The 19238-nt window shown below is 61.8% G+C and carries 10 protein-coding genes and 2 pseudogenes; 6 read left to right on the plus strand and 6 right to left on the minus strand.

Annotated features, from left to right (window positions below; all coding sequences use genetic code 11):
- Nucleotides 1–4: 4 nt before the first annotated feature.
- The 3 genes from JFV26_RS34715 to JFV26_RS07355 all read right to left on the minus strand — a co-directional run bounded on the left by JFV26_RS34715 (nucleotide 5) and on the right by JFV26_RS07355 (nucleotide 9597).
- Nucleotides 5–7027, minus strand: a complete 7023-nt coding sequence (locus JFV26_RS34715; RefSeq protein ID WP_446739903.1) for an amino acid adenylation domain-containing protein — start codon at nucleotides 7025–7027, stop codon at nucleotides 5–7.
- On the minus strand, nucleotides 7024–8613 hold the full coding sequence (locus JFV26_RS34720) for a condensation domain-containing protein (protein WP_446739904.1): 1590 nt from the start codon (nucleotides 8611–8613) through the stop codon (nucleotides 7024–7026). The genes JFV26_RS34715 and JFV26_RS34720 overlap by 4 nt, the downstream gene beginning before the upstream one ends.
- Before the next feature lie 249 nt (nucleotides 8614–8862).
- Entirely contained in the window at nucleotides 8863–9597 is a 735-nt protein-coding gene (locus JFV26_RS07355; RefSeq protein ID WP_201191055.1) for an alpha/beta fold hydrolase, read from the minus strand.
- A gap of 130 nt (nucleotides 9598–9727) precedes the next feature.
- On the opposite strand from JFV26_RS07355, the pseudogene JFV26_RS07360 reads away from it, so the two are divergent.
- Nucleotides 9728–9886: pseudogene (locus tag JFV26_RS07360) on the plus strand (cupin-like domain-containing protein); the annotation flags it as partial.
- A gap of 122 nt (nucleotides 9887–10008) precedes the next feature.
- Here the strand turns inward: JFV26_RS07360 and JFV26_RS07365 are convergent.
- Nucleotides 10009–11181 (minus strand): MFS transporter, encoded by a 1173-nt coding sequence (locus JFV26_RS07365; protein ID WP_201191056.1) that lies wholly within the window; start codon nucleotides 11179–11181, stop codon nucleotides 10009–10011.
- A gap of 237 nt (nucleotides 11182–11418) precedes the next feature.
- On the opposite strand from JFV26_RS07365, the gene JFV26_RS07370 reads away from it, so the two are divergent.
- From JFV26_RS07370 to JFV26_RS34725, 4 genes and pseudogenes are all read left to right on the plus strand, one after another.
- Nucleotides 11419–12219, plus strand: a complete 801-nt coding sequence (locus tag JFV26_RS07370) for an SDR family oxidoreductase (protein ID WP_201191058.1) — start codon at nucleotides 11419–11421, stop codon at nucleotides 12217–12219.
- Nucleotides 12212–14038 carry a glycoside hydrolase family 15 protein gene (locus JFV26_RS07375; RefSeq protein WP_201191060.1) on the plus strand — a complete coding sequence of 609 codons (1827 nt, stop codon included), beginning with the start codon at nucleotides 12212–12214 and terminating at the stop codon, nucleotides 14036–14038. The genes JFV26_RS07370 and JFV26_RS07375 overlap by 8 nt, the downstream gene beginning before the upstream one ends.
- 547 nt (nucleotides 14039–14585) lie before the next feature.
- Nucleotides 14586–14975, plus strand: coding sequence for a hypothetical protein (locus JFV26_RS07380; protein WP_201191062.1), 390 nt, complete (start codon nucleotides 14586–14588; stop codon nucleotides 14973–14975).
- Nucleotides 14976–15079: 104 nt separating this feature from the next.
- Nucleotides 15080–15981: pseudogene (locus JFV26_RS34725) on the plus strand (alpha/beta fold hydrolase).
- On the opposite strand, the gene JFV26_RS07390 reads toward JFV26_RS34725, so the two are convergent.
- A complete protein-coding gene (locus JFV26_RS07390) occupies nucleotides 15950–16933 on the minus strand; it encodes a GlxA family transcriptional regulator (protein ID WP_201191071.1) in 984 nt (327 codons plus the stop codon). The pseudogene JFV26_RS34725 and the gene JFV26_RS07390 sit on opposite strands and share 32 nt — an antisense overlap.
- A 91-nt stretch (nucleotides 16934–17024) precedes the next feature.
- Here JFV26_RS07390 and inhA point away from each other — a divergent pair, with 91 nt between their 5' ends.
- Entirely contained in the window at nucleotides 17025–17711 is a 687-nt protein-coding gene (gene inhA / locus JFV26_RS07395; protein ID WP_201191073.1) for an isonitrile hydratase, read from the plus strand.
- A gap of 723 nt (nucleotides 17712–18434) precedes the next feature.
- On the opposite strand, the gene JFV26_RS07400 is transcribed toward inhA, so the two are convergent.
- Nucleotides 18435–19235 (minus strand): aminoglycoside phosphotransferase family protein, encoded by an 801-nt coding sequence (locus JFV26_RS07400; protein WP_201191075.1) that lies wholly within the window; start codon nucleotides 19233–19235, stop codon nucleotides 18435–18437.
- Nucleotides 19236–19238: the final 3 nt, after the last annotated feature.

A 19238-nucleotide genomic window follows, 5' to 3' on the forward strand; every position in this document is an offset into this window, starting at 1 on the left:
GCCGTCAGCAACAGGTCGTTGACCTGCGTGCGATAGGCCGCCGGGGCTTCTGCAGCAGCCGCCGGGTCAGGGTTTTGTCGAGTCGGCTGCGGATCGCCAAGGCGTGCTGATGTTGCTGCCCGCCTTCGGCGTTGTCGCACGGCAAGGCCACCGGCGCGCCTTGCAACTGTTGCTGCCAGTAAGCCAATTCGGCCTGCAACGGTGCGCTGGCGGCATAGTCTTGCAGCGCTACGGCCCAGGCCTTGACGGCGCTGGTCTTGGCCGGCAATTGCACGGTTTCACCGGCCAGGCATTGGCGGTAAGCGGTTTGCAGGTCTTCGAACAGAATGCGCCACGACACGCCATCGACCACCAAGTGGTGAACGACCAACAGCAAGCGTTGAGAGCCATCGGCCAGGTTCGCCAGCACCGCGCGGATCAACGAACCGTCGCTCAATTGCAGGCTGCGTTGGGCTTGATTGCCCAGCACTTCGAGGGCTGCCAGGTCGGCAATGTCGGCTTGCCAGAGGATCGCTTCGGCCTCGAAGACGTCACGGTACTGCGCGGACCAACCTTCGGCCTGCGAAACGAAGTTCAAGCGCAGGCTGTCGTGATGCATCACCAGCGCGCCCAAGGCCTGCTCCAGCGCTTGAGGATTCAACGCCTGAGTCGGCTTGAGCATCACCGACTGGTTCCAGTGATGACGATCAGGAATCGGCTGGGCGAAGAACACCTGATGCACTGGCAACAGCGGGGTTTCGCCGCTCACCGGACGCTGATCGATCTGCTGCAACGGCTCGCCGGTCTGGACCACCGCCACCAACGCCTGAATGGTCGGGTGCTGGAACAGGTCTTTCGGCGTGAAGCGCAGGCCAGCCTGACGGGCGCGGCTGACCACTTGAATCGAGATGATCGAGTCGCCGCCCAGCTCGAAGAAATTGTCGTTCAAACCGACGCGCTCCAGCTTCAGCACGTCTTGCCAGATCGTCGCCAATTGCTGTTCCGGCGCGCTTTGCGGCGCCACGTAGGCTTGCTGCAATTGGCGGGCATCCGGACGTGGCAGGTTCTTGCGGTCGAGCTTGCCGTTGGGGGTCAGCGGCATGCGTTCGAGCAGCAACACGTAGGCCGGGACCATATGCGCCGGCAGTGCAGCTTTGAGTTGTTCGCGCAATGATTCGGCAACATTCCTGCCTTGCGCATCGCCGACCACGTAAGCGACCAGCCGTTTGCTACCGGCGCTCTCCTGAGCGACCACCACCGCTTCGCGAACGCCATCGAAGGTTTGCAAGCGCGCTTCGATTTCCCCCAGTTCGATGCGGAAACCACGGATCTTCACCTGGTTATCGATACGCTCCAGGTAATCAAAGGTGCCATCGGCGCGTTGGCGCACCAGGTCGCCAGTGCGATAGAGCAAACCGCCGGTGCAACTGAACGGATCCGCGACAAAACGCTCGGCCGTCAGGCCCGGACGATTCAGGTAACCACGGGCCAGCCCGGTGCCGCCGAGGTACAGCTCACCGGCCATGCCTTGGGGCAACAGATTCAGGTCGGCGTCGAGCACATAAGCGCTGCGATCACCGATGCGGCTGCCAATCGGCGCGTAGGCCGCACCGCACTGCATGTCGCGGGCAGCCTTCCAGATCAGCGGCGTGACCACGGTTTCGGTCGGGCCGTAACCATTGATGATGTACTCCGGGTTCAGCGCGCGCTTGACCCGTTCAAAACTGGCATGTGGCACCGCATCGCCGCCGAAGCAGTAGATGCGCACCTTCGGCGGGTTGCCTTCACGTTCGGCGTGTTCGGCCAGTTGTTGCAAATAGACCGGCGGGAACGCGACCACGGTCACGCCGTGTTCGATCATCGCGTTGTAGGTCTGCTCCGGGGTCCACAGGCTGTCATCGCGAATCAGCAGCGAAGCGCCGTGGGTCAGACTGGTCAACCAGCGTTCATGAGCACCGTCGAAGGCAAACGACATGAAATGGAATTCGCAGTCGCTGTCACGCATCTCGTAGCGCTCACCGATGGCCAGGCAATGCATCGCCAGTGGGCCGTGGGTCACGCTGACGCCTTTCGGATTGCCGGTGGAACCGGAGGTGTAGATCACGTAGGCGAGGTTGTTCGGGTCGAGGTTTACAACCGGCGCCACTGCCGGACGTGCGCTCAGGTCGAGGTGATCCAGTTCCAGAACGTTCATGACATCTTCAATCGGCAACCGCGCCGAAATCCGCGAATCGGTCAGCAGCAGCGCCAGACCCGAATCCTGCATCAGGTACGCCAGGCGTTCGCGCGGGTAACGGGTGTCCAGCGGCACATAGGCGCCACCGGCCTTGAGCACCGCCAGCAACGCGACGATCAAGCCTTCACCGCGCGCCAAGGCCACGCCGACCCGCACTTCCGGCCCGACGCCTTGCGCCACCAGTTCATGGGCGAGGCGATTGGCCCGCAGGTCCAGTTCGCCGTAGCTGAAACGCTGACCGTCGAAGATCACCGCCGTACGCTCGGGCCGCCGGGCGGCGAGTTCAGCGAAACGCTGATGCACCGCGACATTCACCGGGTACGGTTGCGGCTGATTGTTCGCTTGTTGCAGGGCCTGTTCTTGCGGGGTGACCAGGGCGATTTCTCCCAGGCGCCGCTCGGCGGACTCGGCAAAAGCGTCGAGCAGATGCAGCAGATGGGCGCTGAGACGTTCGATGGTCGCAGCGCTGAACTTCGCCTGATCGAAGCTCAGATGCAGCGCCAGGGTTTCACCCAAGGTCACACCAATGGTCAGCGGATAGTGGGTTTGATCCTGGTTGGCGACTTCGCCGAACACCACGCCTGGGGCGGTACCCTGTTGCAGGGCTTCGGAAATCGGAAAGTTTTCGAACACCAGCAAGGTGTCGAACAGTGACTCACCGCCCTGCCCGGCCCAGCGCTGGATGTTCGCCAGCGGCGTGTGTTCGAACTCGCGCAGGCTGAGGTTCTGCGCCTGCACGGCGGCCAGCCACGCGCCGACGCTCTGGTCCGGACGCGAACCGGCGATCACCGGCAAGGTGTTGATGAACAGGCCCACTTGTTGCTCGATGCCCACCAGGTCCGCAGGACGGCCGGCCACAGTGGTGCCGAACGCCACGCAGGCGTTGCCGGTGTAGCGCTGCAACAGCAACAGCCATGCGGCCTGGACCAAGGTGTTGACGGTGATTTTCTGTTGCCGGGCGAAATCACTCAGGCGACGGGTACGCAACGCGTCCGCCTCGAAATGACGCAGCGTATGAGCGGTTCCGCTCAGCACTTCGCCGCCGCTCGCCGCGGCTTGAGCCAACACGGTCGGCTCCTGGAAATCGCCGAGTTGCGCCAGCCAGAACGCTTCGCTGACCGCCCCGTCCTGGCGTTGCAGCCACTGGATGTAATCGCGATAACGACCGGCCGGGCGCGGCGGTTGTTGGCCGTTGTAACGCTGCAACACCTCGCCGAGCATCTGCGCGCTGCTCCAGCCATCCATCAGAATGTGGTGGTTGGTGAAGATCAGGTGATGACGGTCAGGCCCGGTCTGGATCAGGGTCAGGCGCAGCAACCCGGCCTGGGTCAGGTCGAAGCCTTGGGCCAGGTCGGCGGCGGTGAAATCGCTGAGGGCCTGGGCGATGTCAGTGCGTTCGCGCCAGTCGAGCAGCACATAAGGCAGCGGCAGGTGGCGATGGATGATTTGCAGTTGTTCCTGCAACTCGCCCTGCCAGATGAAACCGCTGCGCAGGATGTCGTGGGCGTCCATGGTCGCCTGCCAGGCGTCACGGAAACGCTCGGCGTCGAGGCCGTCGACATCGACGCACAATTGGTTGATGTAGGTGCCGGTGCCTTGCTCATACAAGGTGTGAAAGAGCATGCCTTGCTGCATCGGCGACAGCGGGTAGAGGTCCTCGATGCCAGCGGCCGGCACGGTGATCGCGTCCAGTTGTGCCTGATCAATGTGCGCCAGCGGAAAGTCCGACGGCGTGACGCCCATCGAGTCCGGCAGGCAGCAATGGCTGATCAACGCTTCGAGTTCGCGAGTGTATTCATCGGCCAAACGGGCGATGGTCGCTTGGGTGAACACCTCGCTGCTGAAGGTCCAGCGCAGGTCGAGTTCGCCTTCAAACACCTGGCCTTCGACGCCCAGCCAGTTGTCCAGCGGCGCTTCGGCACTTTGCTCCAGGCCGGCACTTTCACCCGCCGGGCTGAACAACGCACCGTCGTCGGCGTCAAAACTGCCGTCGAACTGGCCGAGGTAGTTGAAGGTGATGCGCGGTGCCGGCAAGGCTTTCAGGCTGGATTGCGCTGCCTCATCACCGAGGTATTTGAGTACACCAAAACCGATGCCTTTGTTTGGGATCGCTCGCAGTTGTTCCTTGATCTGCTTGAGCGCTGCGGCCAGGGAATCAGCCGGCGTCAGGCGCACCGGGAACAGGCTGGTAAACCAGCCGACGGTGCGGGTCAGGTCGACGGCGTCGAACAGGTCTTCGCGACCGTGGCCTTCGAGCTGGATCAAGGTGTCGGCGTGGCCGGTCCAGCGGCAGATCACCCGCGCAAGGGCGGTCAGCAGCAGATCGTTGACTTGCGTGCGGTAGGCGGCTGGCGCCTGCTGCAATAGTTGCTGGGTGAACGTTTTATCCAGTCGGCTTTGAACGACTTGGGCATGACGGCTTTGCTGGCTGCCTTGCGGGTTGTCGCACGGCAACTCGACCGTCACGCCGTTGAGTTGCCGGTGCCAGAAACTCAGCTCCGCTTGCACGGTTTCAGTGTGCACATAAGCCTGCAGATGCTCGCCCCAGGCCTTGTAGGAACTGGTTTTGGCCGCAAGTCTGGCACTCGCGCCCAGCGACGCTTGCTCGTAAGCGAACTGCAAATCTTCCAGCAGAATGCGCCAGGAAACTCCGTCGACCGCCAGGTGATGGATCACCAGCAACAGGCGCTGGCTGCCATCGGTCAACGTCGCCAATACACCGCGCAGCAACGGACCGCTTTGCAAGTCGAGACTGCGCTGGGCCTTGGCGTAGAGTTCGTCCAGTTCGGTGGTGCTGACGTTGTTGGCGGTCCAGAGCAATTCGTTGTCGACTACGACGACTGCGACTTCAGCACGTCCATCGGCAAACCGTGAACGCAGCACGTCGTGGTGCGCCACCAAGACGTTCAATGCTTGAACCAACGGCGCTGCTTGCAAGCGTTGATGGGCGCGCAGCAGCACAGCCTGGTTCCAGTGATGACGTTGCGGGATTTGTTCTTCAAAGAAGGTCTGCTGGATCGGCAGCAACGGCAGCTCGCCGCTGACCGGGCCCTGATCGATGGTCAGCGCCGCGATGCCCTGCTGCGCCACACCCGCCAGCCCCTGCACGGTTTGATGCTGGAACAGGTCGCGCGGACTGAAATGAATCCCGGCCTGACGCGAACGGCTGACCACCTGGATGGAGATGATCGAGTCGCCGCCCAATTCGAAGAAATTATCGGTCAGGCCGACCTTCTCCAGCTTGAGCACGTCCTGCCAGATCCCGGCGATTTTCTGTTCCAGTTCACTGCGCGGCGCCACGTAGGCCTGCTGCATCTGGCTGGCATCCGGGGCCGGCAGGGCCTTGCGGTCGAGCTTGCCGTTCGGGCTCAACGGCAATGCCACGAGAAACAGCAAATGCGTCGGGACCATGTAATCGGGCAGGTTGTCCTTGAGTTGAGCCTGGATCGCTTCGCGAGCCGCGCCTTGTTCTTCGGCGCGCGCGTGCACGAGTGAGGTGTCGGTCGGCACGACGTAGCCAACCAGTTGCAGGCTGCTACCGCCCTGCACGGCCAGAACCACGGTGTCGCTCACCGCATCCAGTTCCAGCAGTCGCGCTTCGACCTCACCCGGTTCGATGCGAAAACCGCGAATCTTCACTTGATGGTCGACGCGCCCGACGTACTCGATCACCCCTTGAGCGTTGAATCGGGCCAGGTCACCGGTGCGGTACAGGCGCGCGCCGGAACCAGAAAACGGATCAGGGATAAAACGCTCGGCGCTCAGGTCCGGGCGTCGGAAGTAGCCACGGGCCAGCAACTCACCGCCGATCACCAGTTCGCCGATCACACCGACCGGAGCTGGCTGGCCGTTTTCATCAAGCACGTAGGTGTGACGGCCGGGCAATGGCTTGCCGATGGGCAAAGTCAGCGGCAACGGCTGGCGGCCGAAGATGTAGTCGCTGCAATCCAGGGTCGTGGCAGTGACGGTCGCTTCGGTCGGGCCGTAGGTGTTCAGCAACTTGACCTGTTGCAGGCCGGCCTGACGCCAGGCCAGCACGCCTTCCGGCGGCATCGCTTCACCGCCGCTGTGCACTTGGCGGAGTTTTGCGTAGTCACGCGGGCCGACGGCGGCGAATTCCTTGGCGACCATGTTCCAGTAGGCCGTGGTCAGGTCCATCGCCGTGATGCCCTGTTCGACGATCTGCCGGTAGAGGGTTTCGCTGTCCCAGACTTCGTTACCGCGCAGCACCACCGAGGCACCGCAGGTCGGCGGACCGAAGAGTTGCTCGCCAAAGGCATCGAAGTTGAACGTGGCGAACTGCAGCACGCAATCGGCGGCGCGGAGGTTGTAGTAATGCTGTGAGGCAAACGCGTGTTTGCTCAACGCGCCATGGCTGATGCCGACGCCTTTCGGGCGACCGGTCGAGCCCGAGGTGAACATGACGTAGGCCAGGTTGTCCGCCCATACCGGGCAGGCGAGATTGCTTTCGTCCAGGGACATCCAGGCATCGGCCTGATCCAGGCACAGGCAAGCCACGCCGTCCGGCACCGGCAAACGCTCAAGCAGATAACTTTGGCTGAGGATCAACTGGCTGCCACTGTCTTCGATCATGCACAGCAAGCGGTCGCGCGGGTATTGCCGGTCCAGTGGCACATAGGCACCGCCAGCCTTGAGCACCGCGAGCACGGCGACGATCAGCTCCAGTCCGCGATCCACTGCGATGCCCACCAACACTTCCGGTCCCACGCCTTGGGCCACCAACGTGCGGGCCAGACGGTTGGCCCGAGCGTTGAGCTGGCCGTAAGTCAGGTGCTGGCCATCGAAGATCAACGCGGTCGCACCGGGGTTTTCTCGGCAGCAGTTTCAAACAGTTCATGCACCGGGCGCTCGCTCGGCCACACGCCGTCGTTGCGGCCCCAGTCAGCGATCAGTTGCTGATATTCGTCCGTCGCCAGCAGCGGGATTTCGCCCACCCGTTGCTGCGGGTCGTTGACGATGCTGCGCAGCAGGAACGTCCAGTGCCGGGCCAGACGCTCGATGGAATCAGGCTCGAACAGGTCGCTGGCATAAGTGAACGCCGCGTGCAGTTGCCCACCCTTCTCATACGTATCCAGGCTCAGGTCGAACTGGGTGCTGCGGCTTTCCCACTCGATCACACTCAGTTCCAGACCGGTGCCAACCTTCAGCGTGGTGACATCCGCCACTTCCGGCTGGTGGTTGTACATCACCTGGAACAGCGGGTTGTAGCTCAGGCTGCGTTCCAGTTTCAGCGCTTCGACCAGGCGCTCGAACGGCAGGTCCTGATGGGCCTGGGCGCCGAGGGCGGTTTCCTTGAGGTCGTGCAGCAGATCGCCGAGACGGGTCTGGCCGTCCAGTTGCACCCGCAGCACTTGAGTGTTGACGAAGAAGCCGATCAGCCCTTCGATTTCCCGGCGATTGCGGTTGGCAATCGGCACGCCGATGCGCAGGTCGTTCTGGCCGGTGTAACGGTGCAGCAGAATATTGAAGGTGCCCAGCAGCAGCATGAACAACGTCACGCCGTGCTGACGGGCAACGCCGCGCAGTTGTTCGGCCAGTACGGCGTCGACCACCTGCTCATGGCGACGACCGCGACAGCTCGGCAACACCGGGCGCGGATGATCGAGCGGCAACTCCATCACCGGGTGTTCGTCACCCAGTTTCGCCAGCCAGTAATCGAGTTGTTTTTGCTGCTCTCCGGCCCCCAGCCAGCGGCGCTGCCACAAGGCGTAGTCGCTGTATTGAATCGGCAGCGGGGCGAAATCCGGGGTTTGGCCCTGATCGTGGGCGTCGTAGAAGCGGCAGAATTCGTCGATCAATACGTTCATCGACCAACCGTCGGAGACGATGTGGTGCAAGGTCAGCAGCAGCACGTGCTCCTGCTCATCCAGCTTCAACAAGCGCACCCGCAGCAGTGGGCCCTGGGCCAGATCGAAGGGAATCAGCGATTGCTGCCCGGCGGCTTCGGCGACACGGGATTCACGCTCTGCCGGCGGCAGAGCGCTGAGGTCGATGCGCTCGATATCCAGCGGTTGCTGCACCGAAACTTGCAACAGGCTGTCGTCGGATTGTTGCTGGAATACCGTGCGCAGGGTTTCGTGACGCTCGATCAGGCTGGCGAACGCTTGCTCCAGCGCAGCCTGATTCAGGCGCCCGCTCAGGCGCACCGCCGCCGGCAGGTTATAGGCGCCGCTTTGCGGGTCCAGGTGCCAAAGAAACCACATGCGCTGCTGGGCATGGGACAACGCCTGGCGGTCCTCGGCCTCCACCCCGGCCGGGATCGGGAATTGCGAGAAATCCACGCCTTCCTTTTGCAAGGCCGCAAGGAACATCTGGCGCTTTTCCAGGGGCAACCCGATAAACCGGCGAGCAAGTTTCAAGGAGTCTTCAGCATTCATTTCTTAGCATCCGGATCAGTAGGCAGGAAGCACAAAGGCACGTCGTCCCTATAAAACGAATGCAGACCGGAAAAATTAGCGAATGAGAACAACTATCAGGAAGGGGGTATGTCGGAGAGTTTGAGGCTGTCGCAGATCAATGTGGGAGCGGGCTTGCTCGCGAATGCGGTGTGTCAGTCAACAACAATGCTCACGGACATACCGCATTCGCGAGCAAGCCCGCTCCCACAGGGTAAAGCAGTTGAGTCGTCAGGCGCTGGCGGCCATGGCATGCCGCCGCCGATGCACTTCCAGATGATCCTTGATCACCCGCAGCACCTTGGGTTCATGCTCATGGATAAAGAAGTGCCCGCCGGCCAGCATGTCCACCGAGAAGCTGCCGTGGGTTTCCTTGCTCCAGCCGATCAATTGCTCGGTGGTGGCCTTGTCGGCCTTGCCGCCGAGCACGTGCACCGGGCATTTGAGCAACGGGCGCTGGATCGGCTGAAAACGCCCGCACAACAGAAAATCCGCGCGCAGGATCGGCAGGGTCAGGCTCATCAATTCTTCATTGGCCAGCACTTCTTCGCTGGTGCCATTAAGGGTGCGCAACTGATCGATCAGTTCGGCATCGGTCTTGGGCTCGGCAAAACCGCGATCGTAGTCGGCGCGCAGGGTCGGCGCGGCGGTGCCGGAAGCAAACAGTGCCACCGGTTCCGGGCAGCCCAGGGCACGCAACGCGTGGGCCAACTCGCACGCCATCAAGGCGCCCAGGCTGTGCCCGAACAAGGCATACGGGGTCTTGAGCGTCAGGCGCAGTTCCTTGGCCAGTTGCATCGCCAGCCCGCGCATGTCGGTGTGCAACGGTTCGTCGAAACGGGCACCGCGCCCCGGCAACTCGACCGGCTGCAATTGCAGCCACTGCGGCAACTTGCGCCGCCAGCGGCTGTAGACCATGGCGCTGGCGCCGGAATAAGGCAGGCACAGCAGGGTCAGCTTGGTCACCGTGGGCTCCTCAAAAAGATGTCTGTAAAAAGGAACGCTCCGGCGCCCGGGTAAATTAGTCGAGGCGGGTTAAATTTCCAGCGCAAGCGATCGGTCCCTCCTCAGACCAAAACCTGCAAGAGTGAACGTCGTGGACCTGCAGACCATCCTGGGCAAACTGTTCGCCAACGCCGGCGCCGTCGGCATCGAAGGGGTTTTTCAATTTATCTTCGGTCCTGACCAGGCGTACTGGTCCGAGGTCAAGGCCAGCAGCCGCACCGACGCCGGGCGGCACGCCAGCCACGACGTGAACAGGCTGGTAACCCATTCCCCTGTGGGAGCGGGCCTGCTCGCGGAAGCGGTACATCAGCCAACATCAATGCTGAATGATACATCGCATTCGCGAGCAGGCTCGCTCCCACAGTTTGATCTTCATTTCAGATGGCGCAAGCTCTGGATCGCCGAGCCCAACACCACCATCCCCGCCGCAATCGCTACCCAAAACCCGCTGCGCGCCCCGAACGCATCCACCAGCCACCCGGAACTCGCTGCCCCCATTGCAACGCCAATGCTCAACCCGGTGACCAGCCACGTCAGGCCTTCGGTCAGTTTGGCTGGCGGCACGATTCGCTCCACCAACGCCATCGCCACTATCAGCGTCGGCGCAAAGAACAGCCCGGCGACAAACACCGCCAGCGCCAAGCCAACAATATTCGTCGCCAGCAGCAACGGCAATGTCGTCACCGCCGTCGCCACACCGCCATAAAGGAACAATCGCGGCAGCGGCACTTTCGAGCGCAACGCGCCGAACGCCAACCCGGCCAGGCACGAGCCAATGGCGTATACCGACAGCACGATACTCGCCGCCGCCGGTTGGCCCTGCTGCTGGGCAAACGCCACGCTGACCACCTCCACTACGCCGACGATGGTGCCCATCGCGGTCATCAACAGCATGAGCAGGCGGATTTCACCGGAACGAATGATCGAGCCCTGATGGTGAACTTCATGGGGATGCACCGCCGGCTCGGTGCCGCGCTGCAACACAAACACCGTGACTCCGATCGCCAGCATCAGCAATGCCGCCAAGGGACCTGCCTCGGGGAACGCCACCACACACAAGCCCACCGACAGCGGCGGCCCGACGATAAAGCAGACTTCGTCCAGCACTGATTCCAGGGCATACGCGGTTTGCAGTTGCGGCTGGCCACGATAGAGCTCGGTCCAGCGCGCCCGGACCATCGCCGACATGCTTGGCATGCAGCCGGCCAGGGCGGCGAACACGAACAGCGTCCAGTGCGGCGCCTGCAACCGTGTGCAAAGCAATAACAGCAACAACGAACCACCGCCCAGCAGCGCCGACACCGGCAAGATCCGGCCCTGGCCATAGCGGTCGACCAGCCGCGAAACCTGCGGCGCGCAGAATGCCGTGGCCAGGGCAAAAGTTGCCGCGACGGCGCCGGCCAAGCCGTAGCCACCCTGCAACTGCGAGAGCATGGTGATCAGGCCGATGCCGGTCATGGAAATCGGCATGCGCGCGATCATCCCGGCCAGCACGAAGGCCCGGGAGCCAGGGGCGTTGAATAGTTCGCGGTAGGGGTTTGCCATCGGTTGCGGCCTCAATCGGGGCCTGCAAGTTGCCATAAAGGCTGGTTGAGGGGAAAGCGGGGAATTGGGTCATAAGCCCATGAAGATCAAAAGATCGCAGCCTTCGGCAGCTCCTACATGGGAATGCGTACTTCTGTAGGAGCTGCCGAAGGCTGCGATCTTTTGATCTTGGCGCTGAACTCTCCAAGCTTTCTATCAGTCAGCTAGTTAGGCCCTCCCTTCAAGGCGCTAACGCTCATGCAGATATCTCTCGACCAACAAGTCGCCCTGGTCACCGGCGCCAGTTCCGGCATCGGTGCCGGTGCCGCCAAAGCCCTGGCCGCTGCCGGTGCGGCCGTAGTGCTCAACTACAACGCCCAGCCCGGCCCCGCCGAAGAGCTGGCCAAGCAGATCAATGACAGCGGCGGTCGCGCCATCGCCATCGGTGCCGACGTGTCGAAAGAAGAGGACGTCGAACGCCTGTTCGCCCAGACCCTCGACGCCTTCGGTTTCCTCGACATTCTGGTGGCCAATTCCGGGATGCAAAAAGATGCGAATGCCGTGGACCTGAGCCTGGCCGACTGGAACCAGGTGATCGGCGTCAACCTCACCGGCCAGTTCCTTTGCGCCCGCGCCGCCCTGCGGATTTTCAACAAACAAGGCATTCGCCAAGGCGTGTCCCGGGCCGCCGGCAAGATCATCCACATGAGTTCGGTGCACCAGCGCATTCCGTGGGCCGGCCATGTCAATTACGCCGCGTCCAAGGGTGGGGTCGATATGCTGATGCAGACCCTGGCCCAGGAAGTCAGCCAGCAGAAAATCCGCATCAACGGCATCGCGCCGGGTGCCATTCGCACGGCGATCAACCGCGCCGCCACCGAGGGCGACGCTGCGCAGGAACTGCTCAAGCTCATCCCTTACGGCCGTATCGGTGACGTCGAGGACATCGCCAACGCCGTGGTTTTCCTTGCTTGCGATCTGTCCGACTACATTGTCGGCACCACCCTGTTCATCGACGGCGGCATGAGCCTCTATCCGGAGTTCCGTGGCAATGGCTGATCATCATCCCGAACGACAAAGCGCCATCGACGCCCACGGCATCATTGGCGACATGCGCAGTGCGGCGCTGGTCAACGACAAGGGCAGCGTGGATTTCTTCTGCTGGCCGGAGTTCGACAGCCCGTCGATCTTCTGCTCGCTGCTGGACACCCCCGAGGCCGGGATTTTCCAACTGGCCCCGGACCTGCCCGACGCCCGCCGCGAGCAAATCTACCTGCCGGACACCAACGTGCTGCAAAACCGTTGGTTGAGCGAACGCGCCGTGGTCGAAGTCACCGACCTGCTGCCGATCGGCGACAGCGAAGATGACCTGCCGATGCTGATGCGCCGGGTGCGGGTGGTCAGCGGCACAGCGACGATGCGCATGCGGTGCGCGGTGCGACATGACTACGCCAGGGCAAAAACCGGTGCACGCATGGATGAAGAGGATGCGGTGTTTGAAGCCGCTGACCAGCCGTCCCTGCGCCTGTCTTCGGATCAAGCCTTGAGTCTCGATGGCAATGCCGCCATCGCAGAATTCACCCTTGAACAGGGGCAAAGCGCGGAGTTTCTGTTGGGCGCGGTCGACGACCCACGCTTCAAGGAAGGCGCCGCCGGACTGTGCCTGGAACGCACCCTGAAGTTCTGGCGCGACTGGATCGGTCAGTCCAACTATCGCGGTCGCTGGCGGGAAATGGTCAACCGCTCGGCCCTGGCCATGAAGCTGCTGACCTCGCGCAAACACGGTGCAATCCTCGCCGCCGCGACCTTCGGCCTGCCCGAAACCCCCGGCGGCGAACGTAACTGGGACTACCGCTACACCTGGGTCCGCGATGCCTCGTTTACCGTCTACGCCTTTATGCGCCTGGGCTTTGTCGACGAAGCCAACGCCTACATGAAGTGGATGCGCGGGCGGGTCAGTGATTGCCACGGCAACTCGACGAAAATCAACATCCTCTACGCCATCGACGGCCGCCAGAAGCTGCCGGAAACCGAACTTACGCACCTGGCCGGCCACGGCGGCGCAAAACCGGTGCGCATCGGCAATGACGCGTACGATCAGGTCCAGCTCGACATCTTCGGCGAGCTGATGGACGCGGTGTACCTGGTCAACAAATATGGCGAAGCGATTTCCCATGAAGGCTGGAAACACACCGTGGAGGTGGTTGATCAAGTCTGCCAAACCTGGGAAAGCGAAGATGTCGGCATCTGGGAAATGCGCGGTGAGCAGCACCACTTTCTGCATTCGCGGCTGATGTGCTGGGTCGCGGTGGACCGGGCCATTCGCCTGGCTTCCAAACGCTCCCTGCCCGCCCCGTTCGCCCGCTGGGACCAGACCCGCCAGGCGATCTACGCCGACATCTGGGCAAAGTTCTGGAACGAAGAACGCGGGCATTTCGTCCAGCACATCGGCGGCACCGCCCTTGATGGCTCGATGTTGCTGATGCCGCTGGTGCGCTTCGTCAGCGCCAAGGACCCACGCTGGCTCTCGACCCTGGAAGCCATCCAAAAAACCCTGGTGCGTGACGGCATGGTTTACCGCTACCGCAACGAGGAGACCCAGATCGACGGCCTGGCAGGCACCGAAGGCGCCTTCGCCGCATGCTCGTTCTGGTACGTCGAATGCCTGGCCCGCGCCGGCCAGGTGGAAAAGGCCCATCTGGAGTTCGAACAACTGCTGAGGTACGCCAACCCGCTGGGCCTGTATGCCGAAGAGTTCGACAGCCATGCACGACACCTGGGCAATACGCCGCAAGCGTTGACGCACCTGGCGCTGATCAGTGCGGCGAGTTTTCTGGATCGCCAGCTGAGTGGGGAGAAGAATTATTGGCAGCCTTGAGACCGCATCGCCTGCATTCGCGAACAAGCCCTCGTTTGACCGGATTCACTCAATTCCAATGTGGGAGCGAGCCTGTTCGCGAAGAGGCCATCAGCCAAAACGAAGGACTACCGACCTGAACTCGTCATCCAAAGCCACTAGATCTCGTCAGAAATATCCCTTTTCCAATCGCAAGCTGTAGGAACAAGGCCTATTCGCGACAAACAAAAACGCGATCCATCTGCCAAAACCCACTCCCTGTGGTGAGGGGGCTTGCTCGCGTCAGGGCGCGCAGTGGCCCCTTTAACTTTTTACCCCATTGAGCCTGAAGCACCGCGTTTGTTGGTTCTGCAACGGCTGCGCAGCCGACCGAGAGCAAGCGCCCTCACCACAAAACAGTGTAGGGCACAGACTTACAGCAACCAAACAGAGCATGGCGTTCCACCCACCTGCACCTGCGTCTTACACCCCAAAATACCTTGTTGCAAGCTGTTACATCCGCCCCTAACATCCACCGTCAACGGGCACAGCGGAGCTGTCCAACAAAACCCGAATTCAAGGAAACAGAATGACCCAGCGCATCCACCGCACCATCGACACCCCACTGCGCTCCGGCCTGAACCGGGATGAACTGTGGGAAGCCCACGACAAGGGCCTGATCAAATGCTGGGAAATCGGCCGCCAACGCGCCAGCCGATTCCCCGACATCGCCCAACAGTGCCTCGCCGGCGAACTGCCGGTGCTGGGCTGGAAAGGTGGAGTGAGCCGCAGCCTGAAGAAACTCGAAAAGTACGGATCGCTCAAGTATCTGGCGCAATGGCAGGGATTACGTGGAGAAGATCTGGATATTGATCTGAGTGAAGAGCGGGCGTTGACGTGTTCACGGACAAAAATGGTGGTGACGTTTACGCCGGATCGGTCGAAGTATTTTAATCAGGTGGCGGAAGTCGAGGCCTGAGGCTGACACACTCCCTCGCCACAGGTTCAGCGTGCGGCTTCAAGTCAGTCGTCATCACCGTAGATGATCTAGTGTTCTCGAATGCCAATGTTCAGGAGCCTGTCATGATCACGCCGCACGCCATTCAGTACGTTGAAACGCCCAACCTGAAAATCGCCTACGAACAACACGGCCCCACCACCGGCGAAGCCGTCATCCTGCTCCACGGCTTCCCCTACTCCCCCCGCGCCTACGACGACATCGCCCCAGCCCTCGCAGCTCAAGGCCTCCGCGTCATCGTCCCGTACCTGCGCGGCTACGGCCCGACTCGCTTCAACAGCCCCGACACCCTGCGCTCCGGCCAGCAAGCCGCCCTCGCCCAGGACCTGCTGGATTTGTTGAACGCCCTGGCCATCCCACAAGTCGCCCTCTGCGGCTATGACTGGGGGGTCGGGCGGCGTGCATTGTCGCGGCGCTATGGCCGCAGCGGGTTCGCTGCCTGGTCACCGGCGATGGCTACAACCTTCAAAACATTCCCGGTTCAACCCAACCGCTAGACCCAGAAACCGAACATCGTCTCTGGTATCAGTACTACTTTCACACTCCGCGTGGCGTTGAAGGTTTGACCAAAAATCGCCGAGCCTTTTGCGAACTGCTTTGGCGCTTGTGGTCGCCGACCTGGGCCGGGAAAGCCGAGCGTTATGCCTTGAGTGCACCGGCCTTCGACAACCCGGATTTCGTCGAAGTGGTGATTCACTCGTATCGGCATCGCTTCATGTCTGTCCCCGGCGATCCTGCGCTTGAGTGGATGGAAGAAGCGTTGGCCAAGCAACCGCCGATCAACGTGCCGACGATTTCCCTCTGCGGCGCCGACGATGGTGTCGGGCCAGCGACCGAGATCGACGAAGACGTCGAGCACTTCACCGGCCATTACGAGCGCCGCGTGCTGGCGGGTGTCGGGCATAACATTGCCGAGGAAGCGCCCGAAGCAACGATCAAAGCGTTACTGGATCTGCTGCGAGGCTGACGCTGAAGCGCTCGCGATAGGCCAGCGGCGTCACGCCCATGGCCCTCAGAAAGCTGCGACGCAAGGTTTCTTCGCAGCCAAACCCGCATTGCACCGCGACCCGTTTGATCGGCACGCCGGTATCGCTGAGCAGCCGCTGCGCCGTCTCGACCCGAATCAGTTCGATGGCCCGGGCCGGGGTCTGGCCGGTGTCGGCGCGGTAGTGACGGATAAAGCTGCGCTCGCTCATCCCGGCCTGCAGCGCCAGGGTCGGGATCCCGAGGTCTTTGGTGAGATTTTCGCTGATCCAGGCATGAAGTTCATCGAAGCGGTTGCCTTCCTGTTGCAGTGACCGGGTCACGCTGAATTGCGACTGACCGCCCGGGCGCTTGAGAAACACCACCAGGTGCCGGGCGACCTCCAGCGCCATCGCGCGGCCGAGGTCTTCTTCGACCATGGCCAGCGCCAAGTCGATACCGGCGGTGACCCCGGCGGAGGTCCAGACCGGGCCGTCGTTGATGAAAATCGGGTTGGGCTCGACGTGCAGGCGTGGATACATCTGCGCCAACTGATCGCAGCGGGTCCAGTGGGTGACCACTCGCCGACCATCGAGCCAACCACTGGCGGCCAGCAGAAACGCGCCGGTACACACCGACGACACTCGCCGGCACCCCATTGCATGTTCACGCACCCACGCCACCAGCGACTCGTCGACCGCTGCTGAGTGCACGCCCCAACCGCCAGCGATGATCAAAGTGTCGCTACCACCGTTCGGTAACGACTCGGCCAACATCGCCAACCCCGCCGACGACATCACCGCCCCGCCACCGCTGGCAATCACTGACGGCGCGTAGGGCGCTGGTAAACCCTGTTGACGGGCAATGTCGTTGGCCGAGGCGAACACTTGCAAGGGTCCGGTGACGTCGAGCAGTTGCACATTGGCAAACGCGAGTACGTGAATGGTCTTTGGCATGATTGGCGTAATTCGTGGGGTAATTGGCGGATACGCCAAATCCTACGAGCCTACAGTGAAGCCGTCCACCCCAACCCGGAGAAAAAACACCATGACGCTGCAGATCGGTTTTCTGTTGTTTCCACAGGTTCAACAACTGGACCTGACCGGCCCTTATGACGTGCTGGCTTCGTTGCCAGACGTAAAGGTGCATTTGATCTGGAAGGACCTGGTGCCGGTCACCGCCAGCACCGGCCTGGTGCTGAAACCGACCGCCACGTTCGACGATTGCCCGGCGCTGGATGTGATCTGCATCCCCGGTGGCAGCGGTGTCGGGCCGTTGATGGAAGATGAACAGACCCTGGCCTTCATCAAGGCTCAGGCGGTCAATGCCCGTTATGTCACCTCGGTGTGCACCGGCTCGCTGGTGCTTGGTGCGGCTGGATTGCTGAAGGGCAAACGCGCCACGACTCATTGGGCCTATCACGAGTTGCTTGAGACATTGGGTGCGATCCCAGTGAAAGATCGGGTGGTGCGCGATGGAAATCTGCTGACCGGTGGCGGGATCACCGCCGGTATTGATTTCGCCCTGACCCTGGCAGCCGAGTTGTTCGATAAGGACACGGCGCAAGTGGTGCAACTGCAACTGGAATATGCGCCGGCACCGCCGTTCCAGTCGGGCAGCCCGGAAACAGCGCCGCAGAATATCGTCGAAGAGGTTCAACGGCGTGCGGCGCAATCGTTCCTGCAACGCAAGCTGATTACCGATCGGGCGGCGGCCAAGCTCAACCTTCGATAAACAATCCCGCGGCTTGCCCGCGAAGAGCGATGACTCGGTTTGTCTGTGGTACCGCGTCAACTTCTTCGCGGGCAAGTCGGATCGCCGCACCGCTCGCTCCTACAGGGGCGGTGTTGTAGCGGAGTTTTCGATAGACGAAAAAACCCGCCGGGGCGGGTTTCTCAAGACCATTGCGACATCCTGTCGGCAGCCATCCTGGCTAATGGTCGATCATCCGTGATCCTGAGCACTTCCTGTGCTTCAGTTGATGAATCCAGAATAAGCGCATCGACGAGGCTTAAACAGAAGACATACCCGCGACGGCGTGTAAGCGTTTGACCTTCAGCGCCCCAATTACCCTGTGGGAGCGGGCTTGCTCGCGAAAACGGTGGCACATCCAAAATACGAGTTGGCTGATACTCCGCCTTCGCGAGCAAGCCCGCTCCCACAGGGGGATCTCGGTTGGCCACAGAATTTGTGTATGGCTCACTCCCACAGGGTTCTCCGTCGACTTTTCGACAGACGAAAAAAAACCCGCCGAAGCGGGTTTTTCCCAAGACCATTGCGACTCCCTGTCGGCAGCGAATCCTTGCTTATGGTCGATCATCCATGATCCTGAGCACTCCCTGTGCTTCAGTTGATGAGGCTAGATTACGCTTCGGATCCAATATGCAATAGACGACATAGCTACCATCGCGTGTAAGACATTCGCCATAGCAGCCCTTCCGAAAACCCTTAGGCCTGTCAGGCATCAAGCGTCAAAGCCGCGAGTTTAGCGACCTGCAACTGACCTTTGGCGGCCGTCGTGTCGTCATCTTCAAGAAACCAGGCGGCAGACAATCCGGCAAAGGCCAGCACCCACTGCAGCAAGCGCCGCCGCTCAAGCCCTGCTGCTTTAGCCACTATCCTGATTTGCCGCTCGAAACGCAGCGGATCCGTCGCTGCAGGCAGTTCGGGGTTGCAGATCAGGTTGGCGTAGTCGAAACCGCGCTCACCGATCACCCGCTTGGGATCGATGGCCAACCAGCCTCGCGTTTCGAAATCCAGAATATTGTCGTGATGGATATCGCCATGCAGCACAACCACGTCCTGCGGCTCGGCCAGCAAGGCTTCGGCCGTGGAAAGGCTGAGGGAATAGAGCCCATCGTGCTGTTCAGCGGCCAGGCGCAACGCGTTGAACCATTGCGTCAACGGAACCAGCGGCGGCAAGGGCGACAAGCGCGGTAGATGCAACTGTGCCACCGCCGCACACATGATCTGGTTGGCTTCGTCGTCCTGCCCGTTGAGCGCCATGCGCATCAGCGAGCGCCGACCCATGGCACGTTCAATCAATAAACCGTCGCCGTGATGGGCGAACACGTGGGCAGCGCCCTCGCCGTCCCACCAGGTCATCAGCAGATTGCCGAATTTTTCTTCATCATCGACGGCGACCTTCAGCATCGCCGGCACATCGCCCATGCGCACCGGTAGCAAGCGACTGCCGGGCGTGATGATGGGCTCGCCGTCCGGCACCAGCGCCCAGCGTTTCAGCCAAGGTTCAAACATACA

The organism is Pseudomonas sp. TH31 (genome assembly GCF_016650815.1).
In the GTDB taxonomy this organism is placed as follows: domain Bacteria; phylum Pseudomonadota; class Gammaproteobacteria; order Pseudomonadales; family Pseudomonadaceae; genus Aquipseudomonas.

Bases quoted from the DNA above. Each gene is read 5' to 3' on its own strand.
- inhA (WP_201191073.1), top strand. From the start codon at position 17,025: ATGACGCTGCAGATCGGTTTTCTGTTGTTTCCACAGGTTCAACAACTG.
- JFV26_RS07365 (WP_201191056.1), bottom strand. From the start codon at position 11,181: ATGGCAAACCCCTACCGCGAACTATTCAACGCCCCTGGCTCCCGGGCC.
- JFV26_RS07380 (WP_201191062.1), top strand. From the start codon at position 14,586: ATGACCCAGCGCATCCACCGCACCATCGACACCCCACTGCGCTCCGGC.
- JFV26_RS34720 (WP_446739904.1), bottom strand. From the start codon at position 8,613: ATGAATGCTGAAGACTCCTTGAAACTTGCTCGCCGGTTTATCGGGTTG.
- JFV26_RS07375 (WP_201191060.1), top strand. From the start codon at position 12,212: ATGGCTGATCATCATCCCGAACGACAAAGCGCCATCGACGCCCACGGC.
- JFV26_RS07390 (WP_201191071.1), bottom strand. From the start codon at position 16,933: ATGCCAAAGACCATTCACGTACTCGCGTTTGCCAATGTGCAACTGCTC.
- JFV26_RS07370 (WP_201191058.1), top strand. From the start codon at position 11,419: ATGCAGATATCTCTCGACCAACAAGTCGCCCTGGTCACCGGCGCCAGT.
- JFV26_RS07400 (WP_201191075.1), bottom strand. From the start codon at position 19,235: ATGTTTGAACCTTGGCTGAAACGCTGGGCGCTGGTGCCGGACGGCGAG.